This window comes from Burkholderia plantarii, from assembly GCF_001411805.1.
Classification (GTDB): Bacteria; Pseudomonadota; Gammaproteobacteria; order Burkholderiales; family Burkholderiaceae; genus Burkholderia; species Burkholderia plantarii.
The window spans coordinates 898119-913450 of record NZ_CP007212.1 but is presented as its reverse complement, the minus strand read 5'-3'; the positions used below and the strand labels follow the sequence as shown (position 1 = coordinate 913450).

Sequence of the window (15332 nt, the reverse complement as noted above, 5' to 3'; positions counted from 1 at the left end):
CACACGGCGGCCAATCCGCCCCCGCCCCGCGATCGGACCCGGCCGCGACGCCGGCATCACCTCACGCCGTCTACTGCCCGGCCTTCTGCGCGCCAGCCTTGGCCCGCTTCAGCTCGGCCAGCACTTCGAGCGCCCTGCCCTCGTCCTCGGTCAGGTCGACCATGAACGCCTCGTTGTTGGCCTTGATCCATTGCAGCGGCATGTCCCACCACGCCAGTTCGAGCAGGCTCTCGCGCACGCGCTCCGGGAACCGGAACCGCACCAGCCGCGCCGGCGAGCCAACATAGATGCCGTAGGGCTCGGTGCGGAAATTCGGCGGAATCACCGACCGCGCGCCGATCACGCAGCCGCTCTCGATCTCGCTGCCCCCGAGCACCATCGTCTCGTCGCCGATCCACACGTCGTTGTGGACAACGGTGTCGCCGTACTGCGGCTGGGGCGTGTTCAGCAGCCCGTCGCCGAACACGCTGAACATGCAGGTCGAGATCGTCTTGATGTCGTGCTGGCCGTTGAGCAGGAAGCGCAGGCGCAGGCCGCCGGCCACGAACTTGCCGATCCGCAGCGCCTGCTGGTCGAGATCGTACTTGGCGACCGAGCCGACCCCGAGGCCCGAGCCGCGGCCGATGTGGAAGGTGCCCGCCGTGGCTTCCTCGTCGAGCCAGTTCTTGAAGAAGTTGTTCGGAATCGTCGAGTACGCGCCATCCCGATAGGTGAACACGATGAAGTGTTTGGCGAACGGGTGATTGGCCGCGATCCCCGTGCAATCGTCCGATGTGGTTACGTTCATGGTGAAGTGTGGAAGAGAGGGCGCCGACGGCTCGCATGGCGGCCGGCGCGGTTCCGTTGGAGTGGCCGAAGCCATGATGCCCCGGAGTCGGGCGATAGCCCCCGGGACCGCGGGCGCGGGCCGCCCGGCTGTGCTTGCCGAAGCCGGCGACGGGATTGCCGCTTGCCGCCGGTGCCGCCCGGCTATCGCGGGGGCAATTGTAGTATGAAAAAACGGCCGGTCGATGGCCGGCATGCGTCCGGCGCCGGGCCGGGGGTCTCCTCCGTGGGCCCCGGACCGTCGCGGCTACGCCGCGCCGGGCCCGGCCAGCCCCATCTCCTCCACCACGCGCGCGATCGAGGCCACCACCAGGTCGGCCAGTTCCATCGGCGTCGCGCCGGCCGTCTCCAGCACCAGATCCGCGCACTCGCGATACAGCGGATCGCGCTGCGCGTACAGCTCGGTGAGCCGCTGCAGCGGATCGGCGACGCGCAGCAGCGGCCGCCCGCCCTGCACGCGCGCGCGCTCCCACAGCCGCGCGGGCGCCGCGTGCAGGTAGACCACGAAGCCGCGCCCGCCCAGGGCCGCGCGATTGTCGGCACGCAGCACGGCGCCGCCGCCCGTGGCCAGCACGATGCCGCTGCGCCGCGTGAGTTCGTCGAGCAGTTCGGCCTCGCGCAGCCGGAACGCCGCCTCGCCCTCGCCGAACAGCGCCTCGATGGTCCTGCCCGTACGCCGCTCCAGCTCCCAGTCGGCATCGAGAAACTCGCCGCCGAGCAGGCTGCCGATGCACTGGCCGATGGTGGTCTTGCCGGCCCCCATCATGCCGACCAGGAAGATCCCGCGATCGAGGCCGGCGCTCGCGGACGCGCCGGCCGGTGGCGTCGCCGCGCTCACAGGCGCTGCCACAGCGACGCGCGCGGCCGCGTGGCGAGCACCACGCGGCGCTCGCGCACGGCGTTCGCGAGCACGTCGAGCGTGGCCTCGACCATGTCGATGTTGTGCGTCGACCATTCGTAGGCGCCGTCCGCCCCGGCTTCGTCGGGACGATGCGGCAGCGTGCTGCCCGGCGTGGCGTCGAGCAGCGCACCGACCACGTGCGTGATGTCATCGCGCACCGCGTCGCCGAAGTAGCGCGCGAGCGCATGGCCGTGCTGCGCGAGCCCCGGCCGATAGGTCAGGTCGACCACCAGCGCCTGCGCCGAGGCCACCGTCTGCCCGTAGGCGCGCCCGAGCGCGGCATGGCGCGCGACGCCGGGCGGCACGATGATGCCGGGCAGCAGCCCCGGCCCCGCCCCCGTGCCGGCGCGCCGCGGCGCCACCATCCGCGACGGCGGCTTCAGGTTGCCGGCCTGCAGGTCGCTCAGCATCCCCGCCTCGAAATTCCAGCGGATCGCCCAGGCCGCCTGCGCGGCCAGTTCGGCGTCCTGCGCCAGGTCGGCCGCCGAGAACGCGGCGGCCACGCCATTCAGCGCGAGCGTGCGCGCCAGCTGGTCGAGCGGGCCGGCGGCCTCCGGCGCGGCCGCCGCGCCGTGGCCGCGCCGCTGCCGCGGGCAGACGCAGGCGAGCAGCTCGACGTCGTCCTCGTAGTCGCGCGCGAGCTGGCGCAGCCATTGCTGGAAGCTCGGCTGGCGAAGCCGCGCCGGCTCGCTCTGCAACAGCAGCAGCAGGCGGTCGTCGCGGCCCTGCACGATGGCCGCGATGCGCTGGTGGACGCGGGCGAGATCGAGCTTCATGACAGGTCTCCCGCGGTAGTGGCCGGGCGCAGCGCGTCCACCGTCACGAACGCGCTGTCGAAGCGCGGATAGGAACCGAGCACGCGACACGATTCGGCCACCGTGCCGAGTTCGTCGAGCGCGGCGGCGAGCTGCGGATCGTCGCGATGGCCGGCCACGTCGAGCAGGAACCGGTAGCGCCACGGCTTGGTGCGGCGCGGCCGCGCGTCCACCCAGAGCACCGACACGCCGCGCCGCCCGAACGGCGCGAGCAGGTCGGCGAGCGCGCCGGGCTGGTGGTCGAGATAGACCGCGAGCGTGGTGCGGTCGAAGCCGGTCGCCGCGGTGGGCGCGTTGCCGAGCACCAGGAAGCGCGTGCAGTTGTCGGCATGGTCCTGGATGTCCTCGGCCACCACACGCAGACCATAGATCGCGGCGGCATGCGCGGCGGCGATCGCCGCGCTGTCCGGCGCGGCGGCCGCGAGCCGCGCGGCCTCGGCGTTGCTCGGCGCCTCCTGCCGCGTCGCGCCCGGCAGCATCCGTTCGAGCCAGTCGCGGCATTGCGCGAGCGACTGCGGATGGCCGAACACGCGCGTCACGCCCGACAGCGAGCGGCCGGTGGACAGCAGGCAATGCCGCACCGGAATCACCACCTCGCCCTTGATCGGCGCGCTGGTGTCGAGCAGCAGATCGACGCTGCGATTGACGGCGCCCTCGGTCGAGTTCTCGATCGGCACCACGGCGAACTCCACCTCGCCGCCGACGAAGCGGGCGAACACCTCGTCGATCGAGGCGCCGGGGCACGGCACCGCCGCCTCGCCGAAGTAGGCACGCACCGCGTCCTCCGAATAGGTGCCGGCCGGCCCGAGGAACGCGATCTTGCCGTGCGTCTGCAACTCGCGACTGGCGCGCATGATCGCCTGCCAGATCGCGTCCACCTGCCCGTCGGCGAGCGGCCCGCCGTTCAGCGAGCACAGCCGCTCCACCACCTGCCGCTCGCGCTCGGGCTGGAACGTCGCCGCGCCGCTGCGCGCCTTGACGCGCCCGATCGCGAGCGAATAGCCGGCCCGCCGGTTGATCAGCGCCACCAGTTGCTCGTCGACGCGATCGATCTCGTCGCGCCAGTGATCGATGTGATCGCCGCCATCGGCCACGGATACAGAAAGCACGTCCATCCTCCCCCCCGTCCAGGTTCGCCGTCGAAATCGCCGCGGCGCCTAGGCGCGCGCCGCTCCGTTTGCGCGCGCATGCAGCCGCTGCATCTGGTTGAAGATGTTCTTGCGATGCATCTCCTCGGTGCCGCCCACGCTCGCGAAGCCGAGCGCGTCGCGCGCCAGCACCGCCAGCTCGCCCTCGTGATAGCCGGTGCTGCCGCGCAGCCGCACCAGGCTGATCGCCGTGTCGATCAGGTCGTTGGCGCCCACCAGCTTCGCGATCGAGCAGAGCATCACGCTGCCGTCGCGCCGGTTCAGCAGCTGGTCGAGCGCGGCGTAGGCGAGCCAGCGCGTGCGCTCGATGCCGATGCGCGCGTCCACCACGCGCTTCTGCACGTACTGGTGCGCCGCCACCGGTTCGCCGAAGCTGGTGCGCGCGGCCACGTAGTCGAGCGCCTCCTCGACGTAGGGCTCGGCGATCGCGGCGCTGACCAGGCCGTAATAGAGCCGTCCGAGCGAGATGATGTCGATCAGCTGCTGCAGGCCGCGACCCGGCTCGCCGAGGATCTGCTCGCGGCTCACCGGCGTGTTCTCGTAGCGGATCGGGCCGGTGGGCAGCGCGCGATTGCCGAACTTCGTGTCGGGCGGGCCGGCGTGGATGCCCGGCGCGTCCTTGTCGAGCATCACCAGCGTGACGCCCTCGCGCGCCGCGCCGGTCAGCTTGGCCACCACCAGCGAGAAGTCGGCCACCGGCGCGTGGGCGATGTTGAACTTGTCGCCGGACAGCACGTAGCCGTCACCTTGCGGTTCCAGCACGGTGCCGATGCTGCGCACGTCGGTGCCGGTGGTGGGCTCGGCGATCGCGGTCACGCCGAGTTCGCCGCGCAGCAGCGCACCGAAATACTTCTCGCGCTGCGCGGGGCTGCCGTATCCGGTCATGGCGCGGATCAGCCCGGCCTGCGCGATCACGGAGAGCACCAGCGCCGGCGTGCGGATGCCGCTCGCCAGCCCTTCCAGCGCGGCCGTGAACGCCCACCAGCCGCGTTCGTCGCCGCCGAACGCCTGCGGAATCGCGATGCGCCAGAGGCCGGCGTCCTTCAGCTTGCGCCAGCCGTCGTGATCGAACGCGTCGATCGCGGCGCCCTGGCGGGCCTGCGCGATCTCCGCGCCCAGCTTGCGGTAGCGGTCGTGCAGCTCCCGCTCCTCGTCGTTCCATCCCAGTTGCATGGGTCGCCTCCAGTTGCCCGGCGCGCGGCGCCGTTGCGGTGTCGGTGGGTGAGTTCGGTGGTGATGGCCGGCCGGCGCTCAGACTTCGCCCTGGTAGCCGATGATCTTCTGCTTGAATTCCTCGGGCACCGGCGTGGTCTTGTTGGTCTCGTAGTCGAACATGACGTGGGTGGACAGGCCGCGCGCCACGATCGTCTTGTCGTCGCGCTCCATCAGGTGCTCGATCTCGAAGCTCTTGGTGCCGAACTTGATGACGCTCGACTTGACCGTCAGCTTGTCGCCGAACAGCGCGGGCGTGACGTACTCGCACTGCGTCTTGACCATGATGTGCGGCAGCTTCTCGCTCTTCGGCAGGTCGAGCAGGTCGAACATGTAGCTCAGGTAGGAATGCTGAAGATAGTCGTAGTAGACCGGGCTGCTCACGTGCCCCATCGAGTCGGTGTCACGGTATTTGACGACGATGGGCGTTTCGTAATGGCGCTTGCTCATGTGGATCTCCGCAGGGTGGGATCAGGGTCTTGGCGCGCGGCGCCGGATGCGTCGCGTGCCGCTCGGTTGTCATCGACGGGATGAACGTTAAGGCCGAACCCGAATCGCAATCCACTGGCAAAGTTCTTAGTTGCTGCTGCGCACCATCTTTCGTATAAACGTCGCATTGCCAAGCAACTTCGCCCACGCCAAGGAGTGCGTCCATGGAAAGCGCAACATCCGGCCGGTCGTCCGCGCGACGCCTGCCCTCGCCCGCGGAAATCGCCGCGGCCTGCCCCACCACGGCGCGCGTGCGCACCGTGGTGGAAAACGGCCGGCGCGCCATCGTCGACTGCCTCGAAGGCAGCGACGGCCGGCTCGCCGTGATCGTCGGTCCCTGCTCGATTCACGATCCCGATGCGGCGCGCGACTATGCGCACAAGCTCGCGGAGCAGCGCCAGCGCCTCGCCGACGATCTCGAGATCGTGATGCGCGTGTATTTCGAAAAGCCGCGTACCACCACCGGCTGGAAGGGCCTCATCAACGACCCCTGGCTCGACGGCAGCCACGCCGTGGAGACCGGGCTCGGCATCGCGCGCACGCTGCTGCGCGACGTCAACGAAATGGGGCTGCCGACCGCCACCGAGTTCCTCGATCCGCTCACGCACGGCTATTTCTCGGACCTCGTGAGCTGGGGCGCGGTGGGCGCGCGCACCACCGAATCGCAGACGCACCGCGAAGTGGCGTCGAGCCTCGCGATGCCGGTGGGCTTCAAGAACGGCACCGACGGCAACGTGCGCATCGCGGCCGACGCGATGATCAGCGCGTCGCGCGCGCACCATCACATCTCGATCGACAGCGACGGCGCGATCTGCAAGAACGTCTCGCCCGGCAACCCCTACGCGCACATCGTGCTGCGCGGCGGCAGGCAGCCGAACTACGACGCGGCCAGCGTCAACGCCACGGGCTCGCTGCTCGAGAGCGAGAACCTGCGCGGCCGGCTGTTCGTGGACGCGAGCCATGCCAACAGCGCGCGCAAGCATCGCAACCAGATCGCCGTGTGCGGCAACATCGGCGCCCAGCTGGCCGACGGCAGCCGCTACATCGCGGGCGTGATGATCGAATCGAACCTCATGGAAGGACGCCAGGACCTCGGCAACGGCAAGGGGCTCGAGTACGGCAAGAGCGTGACCGATGCCTGCCTGTCGTGGGAGGACACTGTGGAGGTGCTGTCCCAGCTTGCACGCTCGGCCGGCAAGCGCCGCAAGCTGGCGCGCACCGAGCCGAGCGGGCTCGCGACGGCCTGAACGCCGGGCCCGCGCAACGCGCGCGGGCCCGGACCGCTCGCGCGCGCCGCCCGGCGCGCCGAGTCCGCCTGCCTGCCGTCATGGGCGCCCGCTCCCGCCGGCGGCCTCGTCATCTGCCGCCCCTCCTCACGCTTTCCCGCCGCCGTGCCGCCGGCATGGAGGCCGTCGTCGTCCATCACGCGATGCGCGGTAACCGCTCGTCGACCAACCCGGGCCACCCCCTGCCCCGCACGCCTCGCGGCGCGCCGTCGCGCGAAACCGCCCGCAGCCGGTCAATCCGCCCAATCCGCCCAATCCGCCCAATCCGCCGCCCGCATCGCCACTGCCGCGCGAATGAATTTACCGTGTCTTTTTATGAATCGGGAATAATTTTTGAATTTCAAATTCGTCAAATTTATATGCCGAATTCAGCATAAAATTACGACGCATTTTTCTGAATCTGCAATACTGTCGATACTTCACATTCATCATTCCATAGGCTCCACGCTATCAATCGGCAGCTGGGGGAGACACCTGGGACAGACTGCGTGCCATGAGCTGCAAACCGCAGCCGAATTGGCTCCGCGCGCTTCTTTAAATGCTTTTCCGCGGGGATGAAGATGGACAGCTGGCGAGAAGATGTGATGTTGCAGCTCGAGCGCGCAACGGATGCCGCGCACGCGTTTTCCATTATTGCGAAAATTGTCGCAAATCTGGGATTTGAATATTGTGCGTTCGGCATGCGAATTCCCATTCCGCTTTCGCGGATGCCGGTATATATGCATAACAATTATCCGATGCAATGGCAGCTCAACTATCGCGAGCAATCGCTGCTGCGGCTCGATCCCACCGTCGATCGCGGCATGCGCTCGACGCTGCCGTTCCTGTGGCCCGCGCTGTCGGCGCACGGCGGCGCGTTCTGGGAGCAGGCCTGGTCCTACGGGCTGCGGCATGGCTGGGTGCAGTCGGCGCGCGATCCGTCGGGCGCGATGGGCATGTTCAGCTTCGCGCGCAGCCATACCGCGATCGACCGGCTCGAACTCGACGCGAAGGAATCGCGCCTCGAATGGCTCTCGCAGATCTCGCACGCGACGATGGCCAGGCTGCTGCTGCCGCATACGCTGCCGGAGGTCCATCACCAGCTCAACGCGCGCGAGCGCGAGGTGCTGCTATGGAGCGCGGAAGGCAAGACCTCGGTGGAAATCGCCACGATCCTGAATCTGGCGGAAAGCACGGTGAACTACCACGTCGCGAACGCGGTGAAGAAGCTGCGCGCCTCGAACAAGATGCACGCGGTGGCGAAGGCCGCGATCCTCGGGCTGCTGTTCAGCGACGTCGCGGTGGTCAATCCGCTCGTCGAGCGCGACGCGCCCTCGCGCGAGCCCGCGCCGGGTCATGCGCGCGCGGCCTGCCTCGTGACCGAAGACGACAGGAGCTGATGCGCGCGACGCGCGCCTACTTGGCCGGCTGCGCCGACGCGCGCGGAGTACGGGCGGCGCCTGGCGCGCGCGGGGTGCGCGGCGTCCGTGTCGCGCGTCCGCGCGGCGTGCGCTCGACGGGCGGCAACGAGGCCGCCTGCAAGGACGACGCCAGCGCGGTCGGCGCCGGCACGTGCAGGTCAAGCTCGCGCAGATCGAGCAGGGATGCGTGGCCGTCGTCGGTCATCGGCCGCGACGGCCGGGCCGCAACCGCGTGAGCATCGTTCAGGATGGTCCAGCGTGCTTTCATCGTCGACTCCCGGATAGCTTGCATGTGAAATATCAGGGCGGGACGCCGCGCCTCGCGCGGTGCCGCGTCGTCGCCCCTGCCGAAGACGGCCGCCGCCGGTGGCGGCCGGTGCTTGCCGTGCGCGGCCGCGGTCGTGCTCAGCCGGCGCGGGGCGCGGGCGCGCCGCCCGTCAGCGAGGTGCCGGCGCGGCGGCCTGCGTTCGCGTCGGCGCCGGAGGCGGCCGCCGGCATGCCGGCCGCGCCGGCCCGAGCATCGGCGGCCGGGAAGGTGGTCTGCCAGCCGCCGCCGAGCGCCTTGAACAGGCCGATCAGCGACACCAGCACGTCGGTGCGGCTCACGGCCAGCGCCTGCTGCGTGCCGAGCAGGTTCTGCTGCACCGTCAGCACGTTCAGGAAATCGGTGGCGCCGGCCAGGTACTGGCGACGCGCGTTGTCGAGCGCGAGGCGGTTCTGCTCGACCGCCTCGGCGAGCATGTCGTGCTGCTGCTGGCTGGTGCGGTAGGCGCTCATCGCGTCGTCCACTTCGTGCCACGCGTTCAGCACGGCGCGCCGGTAGCCGATCGCGGCCGCCTGCTGCTCGGCGTTGCGCACCGCGAGCTGGCCCTTGAGCCTGCCGCCCTCGAACAGCGGGATGCTGATGGCCGGTCCCACCCCGAACGCGCGCGAACTCCAGCTGTCGAGATCGCCGAAGTGCATGGCCTGCAGATCGAGGTTCGCCGACAGCGTCACGCGCGGATAGAAGTCGCCCACCGCCACGCCGATCTGCGCCGTGGCCGCGTGCAGCGTCGCCTCGGCCTCGCGGATGTCGGGGCGCCGCTCGACAAGTTCCGACGGCAGCCCCACCGGCACCGCCGGCGGCACGGGCGGCAGCGGCGCGGCCTGCCGCAGTTCCGCCTCGAGCATGCGCGGCGGCGCGCCGAGCAGCAGGCTCAGCGCGTTCACGAGCCGCGCGCGTTCGTGTTCGAGCGGCGGCAGGCGCGCCTCGATGGTCTTCACCTGCGCGTCGGCCTCGGCGAGGTCCAGCTGCGTCGCCACGCCGTCGCGCAGGCGGATCCGCGTGAGCCGCGCGTTGTCGCGCGCGGTGTCGAGATTGCGCCGCACGATGTCCTGCTGCGCCTGCACGCCGCGCAGGCGCACGTAGCTGCCCGCGGTCTCGGCCAGCATCGACAGCAGCACGGCGCGCCGCCAGTCCTCGGCGGCCTGCAGCGACGCGTCGGCGGCCTCGATCCGGCGCCGCACGCGGCCCCACAGGTCGAGCTCCCACGACACGTCGAGGCCGGGCTGCCAGAGGTTGTAGTCGCTCTTGCCGTTCAGGCCCGACACGTCGATCAGCCCGTTCTGGCTCGAGCGCGCGTGCTGGTACGCGGCGCTGCCGTTCAGCGCGGGCAGCGCCTCGGCGCCCGTCACGCGGCGCGCGGCACGCGCCGCGGCCACGCGCGCGCCGGCCGCCTCGACGTCGAGGTTGCCCGCGCTCGCGCGCGCGATCAGCGAGCTCAGCTCGGGGTCGCCGAACTGCCGCCACCAGTCGACGTAGAGCGGACCGGGCACCGGGCGGCTCGCCACCGGCGCCTCCGCGTCATCCGCATCGTGCGCGGCCGTGGCCGAAGCCGTGGTCGAAGCGGCCGGGGCGCCAACCGGCGCGGCCGCTGCGTCGCCGGTCCAGCTCGCGGGCAGCGCCGCCACCGGGCGCTGGAAATCGGGGCCGACGGAACAGCCGGCCAGCAACGCGCAGGCGCCGCACAGCAGCGTGATCGCGGTCCTCATCGCGCGGCCACCGCTTCGCCGGCGTTGCCATGCACGTCGTCGGTAGTGATCGACGCTTCCACCGACATCCCCACGCGCAGCCGCTCGAGCGACGGCTGGCCCGGGTCGAGCACGATCTTGACCGGAATCCGCTGCACCACCTTCGTGAAGTTGCCAGTCGCGTTGTCCGGCGCGATCGCGGCGAAGGTGACGCCGGTGGCCGGCGCGACGCTGTCCACCTTGCCGCGCAGCACCACGCCCGGCAGCGTATCGACCTTCACCTCGCTGCGCTGGCCGGGCCGCACGTCGGTCAGCTGCGTTTCCTGGAAGTTGGCGACCACGTAGGCGCGCTGCAGCGGCACCACCGCCAGGAGCGGCGTGCCGGCGCCGACCCACGCGCCCACCCGCACCGAGCGCCGCCCGACCATGCCGTCGATCGGCGCCGTGATGCGCGTCCAGCCCAGGTTCAGGCGCGCCGTCTCGAGCGCGGCGCGGGCCCGTTCGAGCGCCGCCTCGGCGTGCTCGCGCGTGCTCTGCAGCACCGCCACGCGCTGCTTCGCGGCGGTCAGGCTGGCCTCGCCGCGCGTCACGTCGGCGCGCGAGGCGTCCACCCGCGCGCGCGACTGCTGCGCGTTCTGCACGCTGCCGGCGCCGTGCTGCGCGAGGTCCGCGTAGCGCTCGGCGTCGGCATGCGCGAACGCGTAGTTGGCGCGCAGCGCGGCCAGGTTCGCGCCGGCCTGGTCGATGGTGGCCTGCTGCTCGACGAGGCTCGCCGCGGCGTTGCCGACCGCGGCCTGCGCCATCGCCACGTCCGCCTGCGCGGCGAGGAACGCGGCTTGATAGTCGCGATCGTCGATCTGCGCGAGCAGCTGGCCCTTGCGGACCAGCTGGTTGTCCTCGACGCCCACCGACACGATCTGCCCCGCCACGCGCGGCGCGACCAGGCTGAAATCGGCATCGACATAGGCGTCGTTGGTGGTTTCGCCGGCGGAGCGCGTGAAGCGGAATCCGGCGAGGCCGAGCGCCAGCACGGCCGCGACGACGACGGCAACGAGGTAAGGCTTCCTCTTGAGTGACAGGTTCGACATGGAATACGAATCTCTAGGATTGAGCCACGGGACGCGGCGGGTAGATACGGGTGGGAACCAGCGGAATCAGCACGATCAGCGCGAACGAGAGCACCGCCATCACGCGCAGCACGTCGGCCGAGGCCAGCACCAGCGCCTGCTCGTGCATGCGCGCCGACAGCAGCGCGAGCAGCGCCTGCGGATCGAGCCCGCTGGCGGCGCCCCAGGCCTGCCGCGTGAGATCGCCGGCGAGCGGATGGTTGCCCGACTGGTCGGCCAGCACGTTCAGGTGATAGCGCTCGCGCATGGTGGTGAGCCCCTCGGTCACGCCGGTGCCGACCACCACCGAGAAGCCCTTGACGGTGTTGAACCACGACGACGCGAACGGCCCCTCCATCGGCGTCATGCCGTTGGTGGCCAGCATCAGCAGCGGGATCACCGCCATCGGCTGCGCGAAGATCTGCAGCAGCTGCACCGCGTAGAAGTTCTCGCGCACCCACTCCGAGGTCAGATCGGCGCCGACCAGGCACGACAGCCCGATCATCGCGAGGCCGATGCCGAGCACCCAGCGGCAATCCACGCGCGGGATGTTGCAGAGCGCCGCGACGAGCGGCAGCGCCACCAGCTGCGGCAGCGCCACGCAAAGTGCGAGCGGCACCAGCTGCAGCGGCCGGTAGCCGTGGACCTCGGCGAGATAGGCGGCCGGCACGCCCGGCACCGCGACCAGCACCAGCAGCACGCCGCCGAGCGTGATCAGCGAATGCGTGAGGTTGCGCCGCGAGAGCAGCTGGATCTTGAAGAACGGCAGCGGGTGATACCACTCGTTGACGAGGAACAGCACGAGCAGCACGCCGCCGCCGCCGAACAGCGCGCGGATCAGGCCGGAGTCGCCCCAGCCGAGCCGCGTGCCCTGCTCGAACGCGATCACCAGCATCGCGATGGCGGGCGCGCCGAGCAGCACGCCGCGCCAGTCGAAGCTGCGCAGCCGTTCGAGGCGAAGCGGATCCTGCGGCAGCCCCCAGGCGATCATCGCGATCGAGATCGCCGCGAGCGGCGCGATCTGCCAGAACAGCCAGCGCCAGCCGACGTATTCGGACCAGAGCGCCGCGAGCGGCGTGCCGAGATTCGGCGCGAAGGTGGCGGTGAGCGCGTAGGCGGCGAGGCCGTAGAGCTTGATGCCGGGCGGCAGGAAGCGCAGCGCCACCGTCATCAGCATCGGCGGCAGGCAGCCGCCCGCGAGGCCCTGCACGAGGCGCAGGACGTAGAGCGTGCCGACGTCGGGCGCGAACGGCATCACGGCGCCGAGCAGCGCGAACACCGCCACCGCGCCGATCGTGAAGCGGCGCAGCGAGAACGTGCCCGAGCACCAAGGCGCGAACATCATCGCGCAAACCTGCGCGGCCTGATAGAGCGCGGACAGCCAGATCGCCCCGTCGCGGCTCACGCCGAGCGCGCCGCGGATGTCGGCCATCGCCGTTTCGGTGACGTGATCGTTGAGCTGCGCGATCACCACCGCCAGCAGCACGCCGCCGAGCCCGGTGATGATGCGCGCGCCGAAGGCGGCCGGCGCGGCGGCCCTGGCCGGCTCCGCGCGCGCGGGCGCCGGGCTGGCGGCGGCCGTGCCGGCGGCGGGCGTACCGGCAGCGGGCGCGGCTCCGGCGCCGATCGCGACGTCGTTCATCGCGCCCCCGGCATGCCGGCCGCCGGGGCCGCCCGTCCTTTCACCGCCGCCGCCGCGGCCGCGCGCTTGCTCCCGTCCACTTCGGTTCCCCCCGTGATCGATGACCCGACGGAGTTTAGAAGCGGTGCAGCAATACGGAAACTGACTTGTCTGCACTCAATGCATGCGCCAGACGCACGCATCGATGCCGGGGCCCAGCGTGCCCGCTCAGCCGGCCGGCGCGCCCGCGGCGCAGACCTCGCGCACCACCTGGCGCAGCCAGCGGTGCGCGCCGTCGCTCTGGAACCGCGGATGCCAGCCCTGCACCATCACCACCGTCGCGAGCGGCAGCGGCAGCGAGAACGCGCGCGCGCGGATCCCCATCCGCTGCACCGCCCAGGCCACGTGCTCCGGCACCGGCAGGATCAGGTCCGAGGTACCGAGCATGAACACCCCGGAATGGAAGGTCGGCACCACCAGCGAGACGCGCCGCGCCAGGCCCAGCGCGGCCAGCGCCGTATCGATCGGCCCGCTCGAGCGGCCGCGTCGCGACACGCTGATCTGGTCGTGGCGCGCGAATCGCTCGGCCGTGATCTCGGCGTCGAAGATCGGATGCGCCTCGCGCGCGAGGCCGACGAACTTGGTGGTGAAGAGCGGCTGGACGTGGACGTCCTCGCCCATCGGCCGCATCGCGCTGATGTAGAGATCGACGGCGCCGTCCTGCAGCACCGAGTTCTCCGAGCTGCTCTCGGGCGAAAAGCGCAGCAGCACGTGCGGCGCCTCCCCGCGCACGCGCTCCAGCAGGCTCTGCCCGAACGCGCTGACGAACACGTCGTTGGCGTGCAGCGTGAAGCCGCGTTCGAGCGTGGAGAGATTGACGTCCTTCTCGGGCTGCAGCAGCTGCCGCGCGCTCGTCACGGCGCCGCGCACCGATTCGCGCAGCGCCAGCGCGCGCGGCGTCGGCACCATCTTGCGGCCGACCTTCACGAACACCGGGTCGCCCACGGTCTCGCGAATCCGAGCCAGCGTGCGGCTCATGGCGGGCGCGCTCAGGTTCATGCGGCGCGCGGCGCCCACCACCGAGCCCTCTTCGAGCAGGACGTCGAGGGCGAACAAGAGATTGAGGTCGGGTGATTGCATGACGGGCGATTATATGGATATGGATTGATCTTCGCACACGGATAGCCGTGCGCGGCATGCACTGCAGACATGCATCCGGCGGTATTTCCGGCGCGCGGAAAGCAGTGCAGCATCGAGGCTGTTCCCTCCTGCCCGCGTCCGCCATGTTCACCAACGTCCTGATCGCGCTCGACGGCTCCGCCTCGGGCGAGCGCGTGCTGCGCCTTGCCGCCTCGATCGCCACGCCGGGCGAGACGCGCCTGAGCGTGCTGTGCGTGGTGGACGCCGGCTACCGGCAGGCGGACGCCGCGCCGGACGGCCGCGAGCCCGACGGCCTGCTCTATCCGCGCGCCATTGAACAGACCGCGCACGGCGAGCGCGCGGTGGCCGAGGCCGTCGCGCAGCTGACCAGCCGTGGGCAGCAGGCGACCGGCTGGCTCTGCGACGGGCCGCCCGCCGATACCGTGATCGCCGAGGCGCGCCGGATCGGCGCCGACCTGATCGTGATGGGGCACCGCCACCTGTCGCGCCTGCGGCGCTGGGCCGATCCGTCCACCGCCGATGCCGTGATCGACCGCGCGCCGTGCCCGGTGCTGGTCGATGCCGGCGAGCTTGCCGTGCGCGAAGCGCCGGCCCGTGCCGGTTGATCCGCCCGCCTTCCACTTCTTCAGGATGAATGCCTCATGCGCACCGTTGCCCTGCCGCCTCGCAGCATGTACTACGGCACGCCCGTCGCGCTGATCTCGACGATCAACGCGGACGGCTCGGAAAACCTGGCCGCCATGTCCTCGTCGTGGTCGCTGCGCGACCGGATCGTGATCGGCATGGGCAGCGCCTCGCAGACCGCCGAGAACATCGCGCGCGATCGCGAGTTCACCTTCAACCTCGCCAGCGCCGCGCTCTGGCGTCAGGTGGAGATCCTCTCCAGCCTGACCGGCAAGCCCGAGGTGCCGGCCCACAAGGCGCCGCAGATCCGCCACGACGCCGACAAATGGGCCGCGTCCGGCTTCACGCGGCGCGTCTCCAGCCAGGTGCGCCCGGCCTGCGTCGACGAATGCCCGCTGCAGATGGAGGCCGTGGTCGAGCACATTCGCGCCGTGGCCGACGAGCCCGAGGGGTTCGCGCTGATCGAGGCGCGCGTGGTGGCGCTGTGGGCGCATGAGGACGTGGTGGCGCCCGATGCGAGCGGCGTCGATGGCGAACAGTGGCGCCCGCTGATCTTCAGCTTCCGCAGCTACCGCGACGCCGGGACCGAACTCGGCCGCATGGCGCGGGCCGTGCGCGGGGCTCCCCAGCCAGCGACACAAGCGGCCGCGCCGTCCCGGCCCGCGCAACCGCGCGCCGAGACCGAGAACCGCTGAATCCGCCGGGCCCGCCGAACCCGCCGGCAGGCCACGCGC

General features: G+C 71.0%; 15 protein-coding genes. 4 read left to right on the top strand and 11 right to left on the bottom strand.

Going from position 1 to position 15332, the window contains the following annotated elements; translation table 11 throughout:
* Window positions 1–70 precede the first annotated feature (70 nt).
* The 6 genes from bpln_RS04015 to bpln_RS03990 all read right to left on the bottom strand — a co-directional run bounded on the left by bpln_RS04015 (window position 71) and on the right by bpln_RS03990 (window position 5351).
* Window positions 71–787: an LbetaH domain-containing protein gene (locus bpln_RS04015; RefSeq protein ID WP_042624082.1), complete on the bottom strand. Its 717-nt coding sequence runs from the start codon at window positions 785–787 to the stop codon at window positions 71–73.
* A 285-nt stretch (window positions 788–1072) separates the two neighbouring features.
* A complete protein-coding gene (locus bpln_RS04010; RefSeq protein WP_042624081.1) occupies window positions 1073–1663 on the bottom strand; it encodes a shikimate kinase in 591 nt (196 codons plus the stop codon).
* A complete protein-coding gene (locus bpln_RS36590) occupies window positions 1660–2502 on the bottom strand; it encodes a hypothetical protein (protein WP_055138140.1) in 843 nt (280 codons plus the stop codon). Before bpln_RS36590 ends, bpln_RS04010 begins: the two co-directional genes overlap by 4 nt.
* Window positions 2499–3650 carry a prephenate dehydratase gene (pheA, locus tag bpln_RS04000; protein WP_226993596.1) on the bottom strand — a complete coding sequence of 384 codons (1152 nt, stop codon included), beginning with the start codon at window positions 3648–3650 and terminating at the stop codon, window positions 2499–2501. The genes bpln_RS36590 and pheA overlap by 4 nt, the downstream gene beginning before the upstream one ends.
* Before the next feature lie 48 nt (window positions 3651–3698).
* Window positions 3699–4862 (bottom strand): acyl-CoA dehydrogenase family protein, encoded by a 1164-nt coding sequence (locus bpln_RS03995; RefSeq protein ID WP_042624079.1) that lies wholly within the window; start codon window positions 4860–4862, stop codon window positions 3699–3701.
* 78 nt (window positions 4863–4940) lie between these two features.
* Window positions 4941–5351 carry an acyl-CoA thioesterase gene (locus tag bpln_RS03990; RefSeq protein ID WP_042624078.1) on the bottom strand — a complete coding sequence of 137 codons (411 nt, stop codon included), beginning with the start codon at window positions 5349–5351 and terminating at the stop codon, window positions 4941–4943.
* A 203-nt stretch (window positions 5352–5554) separates the two neighbouring features.
* Here bpln_RS03990 and bpln_RS03985 point away from each other — a divergent pair, with 203 nt between their 5' ends.
* Together bpln_RS03985 and bpln_RS03980 are read left to right on the top strand one after the other, a co-directional pair.
* Window positions 5555–6637 carry a 3-deoxy-7-phosphoheptulonate synthase gene (locus tag bpln_RS03985; RefSeq protein WP_052498254.1) on the top strand — a complete coding sequence of 361 codons (1083 nt, stop codon included), beginning with the start codon at window positions 5555–5557 and terminating at the stop codon, window positions 6635–6637.
* Window positions 6638–7230: 593 nt separating this feature from the next.
* Window positions 7231–8055, top strand: a complete 825-nt coding sequence (locus bpln_RS03980; protein WP_080937080.1) for an autoinducer binding domain-containing protein — start codon at window positions 7231–7233, stop codon at window positions 8053–8055.
* A 16-nt stretch (window positions 8056–8071) separates the two neighbouring features.
* On the opposite strand, the gene bpln_RS03975 is transcribed toward bpln_RS03980, so the two are convergent.
* The 5 genes from bpln_RS03975 to bpln_RS03955 form a co-directional block, all read right to left on the bottom strand.
* Window positions 8072–8344, bottom strand: a complete 273-nt coding sequence (locus bpln_RS03975) for a hypothetical protein (protein WP_042624077.1) — start codon at window positions 8342–8344, stop codon at window positions 8072–8074.
* Window positions 8345–8481: 137 nt separating this feature from the next.
* On the bottom strand, window positions 8482–10107 hold the full coding sequence (locus bpln_RS03970) for an efflux transporter outer membrane subunit (protein WP_063891177.1): 1626 nt from the start codon (window positions 10105–10107) through the stop codon (window positions 8482–8484).
* Window positions 10104–11174, bottom strand: a complete 1071-nt coding sequence (locus bpln_RS03965; protein ID WP_055138139.1) for an HlyD family secretion protein — start codon at window positions 11172–11174, stop codon at window positions 10104–10106. Before bpln_RS03965 ends, bpln_RS03970 begins: the two co-directional genes overlap by 4 nt.
* A 13-nt stretch (window positions 11175–11187) precedes the next feature.
* The gene (locus bpln_RS03960) at window positions 11188–12834 is read right to left on the bottom strand and encodes an MFS transporter (RefSeq protein ID WP_055138138.1); all 1647 of its coding nucleotides are present in this window, start codon (window positions 12832–12834) and stop codon (window positions 11188–11190) included.
* A gap of 207 nt (window positions 12835–13041) precedes the next feature.
* Window positions 13042–13953 carry a LysR family transcriptional regulator gene (locus bpln_RS03955; protein ID WP_055138137.1) on the bottom strand — a complete coding sequence of 304 codons (912 nt, stop codon included), beginning with the start codon at window positions 13951–13953 and terminating at the stop codon, window positions 13042–13044.
* Window positions 13954–14096: 143 nt separating this feature from the next.
* Between bpln_RS03955 and bpln_RS03950 the strand changes: the two genes are divergently transcribed.
* Together bpln_RS03950 and bpln_RS03945 are read left to right on the top strand one after the other, a co-directional pair.
* Complete coding sequence (locus bpln_RS03950; RefSeq protein ID WP_055138136.1) at window positions 14097–14579, top strand: universal stress protein; 483 nt, start codon at window positions 14097–14099, stop codon at window positions 14577–14579.
* A gap of 36 nt (window positions 14580–14615) precedes the next feature.
* Window positions 14616–15293: a flavin reductase family protein gene (locus bpln_RS03945; protein ID WP_055138135.1), complete on the top strand. Its 678-nt coding sequence runs from the start codon at window positions 14616–14618 to the stop codon at window positions 15291–15293.
* Window positions 15294–15332: the final 39 nt, after the last annotated feature.

Bases quoted from the DNA above. Each gene is read 5' to 3' on its own strand.
- bpln_RS04015 (WP_042624082.1), bottom strand. From the start codon at position 787: ATGAACGTAACCACATCGGACGATTGCACGGGGATCGCGGCCAATCAC.
- bpln_RS36590 (WP_055138140.1), bottom strand. From the start codon at position 2,502: ATGAAGCTCGATCTCGCCCGCGTCCACCAGCGCATCGCGGCCATCGTG.
- bpln_RS03995 (WP_042624079.1), bottom strand. From the start codon at position 4,862: ATGCAACTGGGATGGAACGACGAGGAGCGGGAGCTGCACGACCGCTAC.
- bpln_RS03990 (WP_042624078.1), bottom strand. From the start codon at position 5,351: ATGAGCAAGCGCCATTACGAAACGCCCATCGTCGTCAAATACCGTGAC.
- bpln_RS03985 (WP_052498254.1), top strand. From the start codon at position 5,555: ATGGAAAGCGCAACATCCGGCCGGTCGTCCGCGCGACGCCTGCCCTCG.
- bpln_RS03980 (WP_080937080.1), top strand. From the start codon at position 7,231: ATGAAGATGGACAGCTGGCGAGAAGATGTGATGTTGCAGCTCGAGCGC.
- bpln_RS03975 (WP_042624077.1), bottom strand. From the start codon at position 8,344: ATGAAAGCACGCTGGACCATCCTGAACGATGCTCACGCGGTTGCGGCC.
- bpln_RS03970 (WP_063891177.1), bottom strand. From the start codon at position 10,107: ATGAGGACCGCGATCACGCTGCTGTGCGGCGCCTGCGCGTTGCTGGCC.
- bpln_RS03965 (WP_055138139.1), bottom strand. From the start codon at position 11,174: ATGTCGAACCTGTCACTCAAGAGGAAGCCTTACCTCGTTGCCGTCGTC.
- bpln_RS03960 (WP_055138138.1), bottom strand. From the start codon at position 12,834: ATGAACGACGTCGCGATCGGCGCCGGAGCCGCGCCCGCTGCCGGTACG.
- bpln_RS03955 (WP_055138137.1), bottom strand. From the start codon at position 13,953: ATGCAATCACCCGACCTCAATCTCTTGTTCGCCCTCGACGTCCTGCTC.
- bpln_RS03950 (WP_055138136.1), top strand. From the start codon at position 14,097: ATGTTCACCAACGTCCTGATCGCGCTCGACGGCTCCGCCTCGGGCGAG.
- bpln_RS03945 (WP_055138135.1), top strand. From the start codon at position 14,616: ATGCGCACCGTTGCCCTGCCGCCTCGCAGCATGTACTACGGCACGCCC.